Origin of the sequence: Kitasatospora sp. NPDC056800 (assembly GCF_042789775.1) — a bacterium.
In the GTDB taxonomy this organism is placed as follows: Bacteria; Actinomycetota; Actinomycetes; order Streptomycetales; family Streptomycetaceae; genus Kitasatospora.
This window is the reverse complement of the sequence record NZ_JBHUAL010000312.1, coordinates 1-7,300: the sequence shown is the minus strand read 5'-3', so window position 1 is coordinate 7,300 and position 7,300 is coordinate 1. Positions and strand designations below refer to the sequence as shown.

Below are 7,300 nucleotides of genomic sequence, written 5' to 3'. Positions count from 1 at the left end.
GGCGAAGGATGTCAGCCGCCGAGGAGGTCCCAGGCCAGCAGGCCGGCACCGAGGCAGCCCGCCGTCTCCCCGAGTGCCGCCGGCACGATCTCCGGCATCCGCTCGAAGGCGAGCCGCTTCCCGACCGCCGCGCGCAGCGGTTCGAACAGGGTGTCCCCGGCCTCGGCCAGCCCGCCTCCGATGATCACGGTGCCCGGGTCGAGCAGGGTGAGGCAGGTGACGAGACCGTCGGCGAGCGCGGCCAGGGCGTCGTCCCAGACCGTCCGGGCGCGGGTGTCACCGGCCTCCAGCGCCCGGACGCAGTCCGCCGCGTCGGCGGCGGGCCGGCCCGAGGCCGCGGCCCAGGCCCGTCCGACGGCCGAGGCCGAGGCGTACTGCTCCAGGCAGCCGCGCCGGCCGCAGGGGCAGGCGGCGCCTCCGGGCCGGACCACGATGTGGCCGATCTCGCCGCCGGCGCCGTGGGCGCCCGCCTCGATCCGTCCGCCGAGGGCGATCGCGCCCGCGATGCCGGTGCCGATGGCCAGGAAGAGGAACTGTTCGGTGCCCCGGCCGGCGCCGATCCGCTGCTCGGCGAGTCCTCCGGTGCGGACGTCGTGGCCGAAGGCGACGGGCACGCCGCCCAGGCGGTCGGCCAGCAGCGCGCCGAGCGGGAGGTCGTGCCAACCGAGGTTGGCCGCGAACACGACGGTGCCCGTGCCGACGTCGACGATGCCGGGCACGGCGACGCCCACCGCGGCCGCGGGCCGGCCGAAGCGGCGCTCGCCGTGGGCGCGCAGTTCGGCGGCCGCCTCGAGCACCGATTCCACGACGGTGTCGGTGCCGCGTTCGCGAGGGGTTTCCCGGCGGGCCTGGTGAAGTAATTCTCCGCTGCTTCCGATCAGGGCGGACTTGATTCCGGTACCGCCCACATCAAGGGCTATGACGTGTTTCATGGGGGATGAGTATGGAGCATGCTCGGACGAGCTGGCAAACGTCCTGGAAAACGACCCGTAAAAGCCTCGTCGGTGCGCGCCCGCCGTTTTGTCCGGCAGGCCGGAAGAGTGGGAGCCTCCTGTGATCCTGACGGGACCAGAAATCGTTGAATCCGCCCGTGACGGCAGGATTTCCATATCCCCGTTCAACCGGGACCAGGTGAACCCGAACAGCTACAACGTCTGCCTCGGGGAGACGCTGATCACCTACACGGACAGCGTCATCGACGCGTACCGGCCCAACCGGACCGACGCCACCAAGATCGACTCCAGCGGCTTCGTACTGGAACCCGACCAGCTCTACCTGGGGCACACCGTGGAGGAGGTCGGATCCGACGTCTTCGTGCCGCTGCTCTTCGGGCGCTCCTCGGTCGGCCGGCTCGGGCTCTTCGTGGAGATCACCGCCCCGATCGGGGACATCGGCTTCCACGGCCAGTGGACCCTCATGCTGTCCGCGGTCCGACCGCTGCGGGTGTATCCCGGGATGAAGATCGGGCAGATCATGTTCTTCGACACGCTCGGCGATATCGAGCCCTATTCCGGGAAGTACCAGGGCGCGGTCGGACCGCAGGAATCGCGCTACTGGCGGGACAAGTTGGGGCAGCTGTGATCCTCACCCGGGCGGAAATAGCCAGGTCGATCGAATCCGGTGACATCATCATAGAGCCGTTCGACCCCCGAAGGATTTCCCCGAACGCCTACGACTGGCGACTCGGCGACACCATCCGGGTGTGCGAGTCCGAACTCGACGCGGCGCATTCCACCGAGTTCGAGGAGCGCACCATCCCGCCGGACGGCATGGTGCTGCTGCCGGGCAGGCTCTACCTCGGGGTCACCCACGAGCGCACCCATTCCGAGCGTTTCGCGCAGATGATCAACGGTGACCGCACGGTGGGCGCGCTGGGCGTCTGGGTGCACGTCTCGGCACCGCTCGGCCACGTCGGCCACGCCATCCGGTGGACGCTCGAGATCCGCGTGGTGCGCCCGGTGCGGATCTATCCGGGGATGACCTTCGGGAAGATCATCTTCCTCAAGACCCTCGGCGCGGAGGCCAGTTACCAGAGCATGGGCCGGAAGTACACCCGGACCAGCGGCATCGACACGTCGCGACTGTACGAGGAGCTCGCGTGAACGTCCTCACCGGGATCGACCTCCCCCCGGACAGCCCCGGCGGCAGCGTCGAGCTGCTGCGCGACCTGTACGGCGGGCCGGAACCGCTCATCCCCGCCGACGTCTTCATGCTCGCCCCGGAGGACCGGCAGGCGCCCGACACCTCCGGTTCACCGGCCCTGCTCGCGGTGCCGGGCAAGACGGTGTCGGGGCCGGCGTTCTGGGCCTACGTGGACCGGCTCGGCGCCGCCGTCCGGGACAGGTACCCCGCCGCCGACCACGACGTGCTGCACCTCCAGCACCTGGCCTTCGGCGCGACGGCCGCCCTGCAGCAGGTCTTTCCCGACCGGCCGAGCATCGCGCTGGTGCACGGCACCGACCTGCTGTTCGCCGAGGACCACCCGACCCAGGCCGTCGTCCTGCGGGAGACCGCGGCATCGGCCGACGCGATCGTCGTCCCCACCCGGGCGATGGCGGACCGGCTGCGCCGGATCGCCCCGGTCCCGTCGGACCGGATCGTCCACATCCCCTGGGGCGTCCCCGACCGGCTGCTGGCCGGCCGGCCCACCGGGCCGGGCCACCGCGCGAAGCGCGAAGCGGGCGTCCTGCGGGTGCTCTACGCGGGTCGGCTCACCGCCGAGAAGGCCACCTCCGGCCTGATCGCGGCGGTGGCCTCGCTCCCCGGGGTGGAGCTCTCCGTGGCCGCTCCCCCGGCGGAGTTCGCGGCCCTGGCCGCACGCTCCGACCTGTCGCGGGTGCGCCGCCTCGGCTGGCTGTCCCGGGAGGACCTGTGGCGCGCGTTCGGCGGACACGACCTCCTGATCGTCCCCTCGCTCCGGCTGGAGGCGTTCGGGCTGGTGACCATCGAGGCGCAGGCGTGCGGCCTGCCGGTCGCCTACCAGCCCGTGCCGGGCCTGACCGAGGTGCTCGGCCGCTCCGCGCTCCCGGTCGACTTCGGGGACTTCACGGCGCTCCGGGGCCGCATCGAGGAGTTCCTCCGCTCGCCCGAGCGGCTGGACGACCTGGCCGCGGCCGGCCTGGTCAACAGCGGGCGCTTCCCGCTGTCGCGGACCGCCGGCGACCTGGCCGAACTCTCCCGCCGGGTCGCGCGATGACGGCCCGGCCGACCACCGCGGCCCCTGCGCCCACCGGCGGGCCGGAGCGGGACCGGGGCGACGGCCCGCGGTCCGCGGACTGCGTGTTCTGCGCCATCGTCGGGGGCCGGCTGCCCGCCGCCGTCGTCCACGAGGACGAGCGGACCATCGCCTTCCTCGACATCACCGCGGTCATGGACGGGCACACCCTGGTGATCCCCAAGCGCCACGCCGCCGACCTCTGGGAGATCACCCCGGAGGACGCCGCCGCCGTGATGGCCACCGTCCACCTGATGGCCGGGCGGATCCGGGACGTGCTGGCGCCGGACGGCCTGACGCTGTTCCAGGCGAACCGGGACGCGGGCTGGCAGGACGTGTTCCACCTGCACGTCCACCTGGTGCCCCGGGCGGCCGGGGACCATCTCCACCGCCCCTGGAAGGCCGACCCGGTGCCGCTGGAGCGGCTCGCCGCCACCCGCGCCCGCCTCTCGGCACCGCCACCCGAACACCCGGACCGGACCACGGTGTGACGGTTCCCCGACCGCCCGGACCGGACCGCGGTGTGACGGCTCCCCGACCAGCTCGATCCCGTCGGGCCAGAACGTGAAAGGCCTTGTGTGCGCGCCGACCTCTCCATCCTCCGAGACCGCTCCTTCCTGCTGCTGTTCTCCGCCCGGTCCGTCTCCCTGCTGGGTGACGCCATCGCACCGGTGGCGCTCGCCTTCGCCGTCCTCGGAATGCCGGACGGCTCGGGTTCGACCCTCGGCATCGTCGCCGCCGCCCGGATCGCCGCCCAGGTCGCGTTCCTGCTGTACGGCGGAGTCCTGGCCGACCGGCTGCCGCGGCACCGGGTCATGGTCGGGGCGGACCTGGCCGCGGGTCTCGCCCAGGGAGCGGTCGCGGTCCTGGTGCTGACCGGGACGGACTCCCTGGCGGGCCTGGTCGTCCTGTCGATGGTCAGCGGCGCCGCCAGCGCGCTGTTCACCCCGGCGTCCCGGAGCGTCACGGTGCGGCTCGTGCCCGCCGAGAAGATCCAGTCCGCCAACGCGCTGGTCCAGCTGTCGATGAACGCGGGCAGCATCGGCGGCGCGGCACTCGCGGGCGTGCTGGTCGTCCTGCTCGGCGCCGGCTGGGCACTGGTGGTGGACGCGGCGACGTTCCTGGTGTCCGCGGTGCTCCTCGCCGGAGTCCGGCTGACCGGCACGGCGGACCAGCCGTCGCCCACGGAGGAAGGGATCTTCTTCCAACTCCGGCACGGGTGGCGGGAGTTCACCGAACGGACCTGGCTGTGGGCGGCGGTGGCGCAACTCGCGCTGGTGAACGTGTGCATCGGCGCCGGCTTCATCGTGCTGGGACCGGTCGAGGCCGAGGCGCACCTCGGCGGCGCCTCCGGATGGGCCGCCGTCCTCACCGCGCAGGCGGTCGGCTTCGTGGCGGGCAGCCTGCTGGCCATCCGGCTGCGGCCCCGCCGGCCCCTGCGGGCCGCGGTGCTGTTCACCCTGGGGATCGTGCCGTCCCTGGTCGCGCTGGCCTGCGCCGCGCCGGTCGCCGTCACCGCCGGCGCGATGTTCGTCACCGGCCTCTGCATGAGCCTCAACGACGTCACCTTCCTCACGGCACTGCAGAAGCACGTGCCGGAGGAGTCGATGTCCCGGGTGATGTCCTACGACGCCTTCGGCTCGTTCGTCTTCCTCCCGCTCGGCCTGGCGGTCGCCGCCCCGATCGCGGACCGGGTCGGCATCGGCGTCGTCTTCCTGGGCGCGGCCTGCCTGGTCGCCGCGGCCGCGGGCGTCGTGCTGGCCGTCCCGGGGGTCCGCACCCTGCCGTCCGAGCCGCAGGCCGCGGCGGGGGCGGACCGTCCGCAACAGGCTTCGGCAGCAGTGCCGGCATCCGTCCGTACGACCAAGGAGGACCAATGACCGACGACACCCGGCAGCAGGACACGCGCGGTTCCGTGGCGGCACCGGAAGCCGACGGGCCACCGCGCGTGCCGCTCCAGGAGACCTTCGCCCGGATCTACGCCAGCGGGGCCTGGACCCTGACCGAGGACAGCGGGGCCGACGACGACGAATCCCGCTCCGGCCTCGGGTCGAACCTGGCCCAGACGGCCGCGCTGCGTGCCGAACTGCCGTCCCTGCTCGCCGAACTCGGCGTCCGGAGCCTGCTCGACGCGCCGTGCGGGGACTTCTTCTGGATGTCCAGGGTCGACCTGGGCGTCGACCGCTACACCGGTGCCGACATCGTCCCCGCGGTGGTCGAGCGCAACCGGGCGCGCTTCGCCCGCGCCGACCGCGAGTTCCGGGTCCTCGACCTCACCCGCGACCCGCTGCCGGAGGTCGACCTGGTGTTCTCCCGCGACTGCCTGGTGCACCTCGGAGACGACGACGTCCACCGCGCGCTGGACAACATCCGACGCAGCGGCTCGACCTACCTGGCGACGACCACCTTCACCGGGCGGGCCGGGAACGAGGCCGCCACCGAAGCGGGCGGCTGGCGTCCGCTCAACCTCCGGCGGGCCCCCTTCCTGCTGCCCGAGCCCTTCCGGGTGATCGACGAGCAGTGCACCGAGGTCTACGTGACCGAGGAGGACGGCACACGGGTCGAGCACCGCTTCGCCGACAAGTCGATCGGGGTGTGGCGGATCGCCGACCTCTAGACCCGCCGTCCGACCCGCCTTCCCGGTCCGCCCGCGGACCGCCGCCCCCTCAGCCCCACAACGAAGGAGAACCCTTGCCCCAGGACCAGCCCTCGGCCCTGATCGTCGGCACGGACCCGTACGCGATGCGCGCCTGCCTCCGGAACGGCATCACGCCGTACGTGGTGCACGGCCCGCACCTGGCGGACTGGGGCTACCTGAAGCTCCCGGACGGGGCCGTGGGGATCTTCGCCGAGGACCCGACGAGCATCGAGAGCGTCCTCCTCGCCCTGCGCCGGACCGGCGCCGCCGAGCGGGAGTTCCGCTTCCTCCAGACCTCCGACGAGGAGGCCCTGGTCACCGTCGCGGCACTCGCCCGGGTCCTGGACCTCCCGACGGCCGTGGCCGCGGACATCGCCCCGAACTTCCGGGACAAGTGGCTGCAGAAGCGGGCCGTCGCGGCGGCCGGCCTGGACGTCGGCGCCTCGCAGGTCATCGAGGACATCCACCACCTGGATCCGTCCGCCCTCGCGGACTTCGACAAAGCGGTGCTCAAGCCCATCGCCGGGGCGGGCACCCGGAACACCTCGGTCGTCCGGGGACTGGCCGAGCTGATCGACACCTGCGCCGAGTACCGGCGCCGGGGCGTTCCGCAACGCACCTTCGTCCTGGAGGAGTTCACGCCGGGCGAGGAGTGGATGGCGGACGGCGTGGTCTTCGACGGCGAACTCCGGTTCCTCAGCGTGGGCACCTACGCGGAGCCGTGCCTGACCGCCGTCGACGCCAACCGGGTGCTCCAGCTGGAACGCTTCGACCCGACCGAGGACGCGGACGCCTTCGCCCTGGCGCGGCCGGTCGTGACGGAGGCGCTGCGGGCCCTCGGCCTGCGGCGCGGGGTGTTCCACATGGAGCTGTTCCGCCGGCCCGACACCGGCGGGCTCGTGTTCGGCGAGTGCGCCGCCCGCACCGGCGGCGGGCTGATCTCCGAAGCGGTGGCGTTCAAGTTCGGCGTGGACCTGGGCGAAGCCGCCATCCGGTGCGCGGAGGGGATCGAGCCGGCGATCGAGCCGGCCGTCCGCCCGGAGAGCGTCAGCACCCTCTTCCTCGCCAACCGGCCCGGCGTCCTGGTCGGCTATCCCTCACTGGAGCAGATCCGGGCCCTGCCCGGTGTCGAGCACGTGCGGCTGGACCTCCCGTACGGCTTCCGGACGGGGGACACGGTGCAGGACACCACCCAGGGGGTCGGGCAGGTCATGCTGAGCGGGCGCACCCGGGAGGAGGTGCGCAGCCGGCGCGAGTTCCTGACCCGGTGGTTCGACGAGCGCCTGGTGGTCGTGCCCGCCCACGCGACGTACCCGGAGCTGCGGAGCTGGCAGCGGGCCAACTGGCCGGAGACCGCCTCGGACTTCCGCACCTACGCGGAGCCCGAGCGGCAGCGCTGACCCGCTCGGCCCGGTTCGAAAGGCAGTGAGCCGGCTCCTCCGCGGAGG

General features: G+C 72.9%; 8 protein-coding genes. 7 read left to right on the top strand and 1 reads right to left on the bottom strand.

Features of this window, described 5'->3' with window-relative positions:
* Positions 1-11: 11 nt before the first annotated feature.
* A complete protein-coding gene (locus ACFRQN_RS39005) occupies positions 12-932 on the bottom strand; it encodes an ROK family protein (protein ID WP_380745358.1) in 921 nt (306 codons plus the stop codon).
* Positions 933-1,053: 121 nt separating this feature from the next.
* Here ACFRQN_RS39005 and dcd point away from each other — a divergent pair, with 121 nt between their 5' ends.
* The 7 genes from dcd (at position 1,054) to ACFRQN_RS38970 (ending at position 7,252) form a co-directional block, all read left to right on the top strand.
* Positions 1,054-1,581 carry a dCTP deaminase gene (dcd, locus tag ACFRQN_RS39000; RefSeq protein WP_074005876.1) on the top strand — a complete coding sequence of 176 codons (528 nt, stop codon included), beginning with the start codon at positions 1,054-1,056 and terminating at the stop codon, positions 1,579-1,581.
* Positions 1,578-2,102 carry a deoxycytidine triphosphate deaminase gene (locus ACFRQN_RS38995; RefSeq protein ID WP_380745356.1) on the top strand — a complete coding sequence of 175 codons (525 nt, stop codon included), beginning with the start codon at positions 1,578-1,580 and terminating at the stop codon, positions 2,100-2,102. Before dcd ends, ACFRQN_RS38995 begins: the two co-directional genes overlap by 4 nt.
* The gene (locus tag ACFRQN_RS38990) at positions 2,099-3,196 is read left to right on the top strand and encodes a glycosyltransferase family 4 protein (RefSeq protein ID WP_380745354.1); all 1,098 of its coding nucleotides are present in this window, start codon (positions 2,099-2,101) and stop codon (positions 3,194-3,196) included. Before ACFRQN_RS38995 ends, ACFRQN_RS38990 begins: the two co-directional genes overlap by 4 nt.
* On the top strand, positions 3,193-3,705 hold the full coding sequence (locus ACFRQN_RS38985) for an HIT family protein (protein WP_380745352.1): 513 nt from the start codon (positions 3,193-3,195) through the stop codon (positions 3,703-3,705). The genes ACFRQN_RS38990 and ACFRQN_RS38985 overlap by 4 nt, the downstream gene beginning before the upstream one ends.
* A gap of 87 nt (positions 3,706-3,792) precedes the next feature.
* Positions 3,793-5,094, top strand: coding sequence for an MFS transporter (locus tag ACFRQN_RS38980; RefSeq protein WP_380745350.1), 1,302 nt, complete (start codon positions 3,793-3,795; stop codon positions 5,092-5,094).
* Positions 5,091-5,831, top strand: a complete 741-nt coding sequence (locus ACFRQN_RS38975) for a class I SAM-dependent methyltransferase (RefSeq protein ID WP_380745348.1) — start codon at positions 5,091-5,093, stop codon at positions 5,829-5,831. Before ACFRQN_RS38980 ends, ACFRQN_RS38975 begins: the two co-directional genes overlap by 4 nt.
* Positions 5,832-5,905: 74 nt before the next feature.
* Positions 5,906-7,252, top strand: a complete 1,347-nt coding sequence (locus tag ACFRQN_RS38970; protein WP_380745346.1) for a hypothetical protein — start codon at positions 5,906-5,908, stop codon at positions 7,250-7,252.
* The last annotated feature ends 48 nt before the right edge of the window (positions 7,253-7,300 follow it).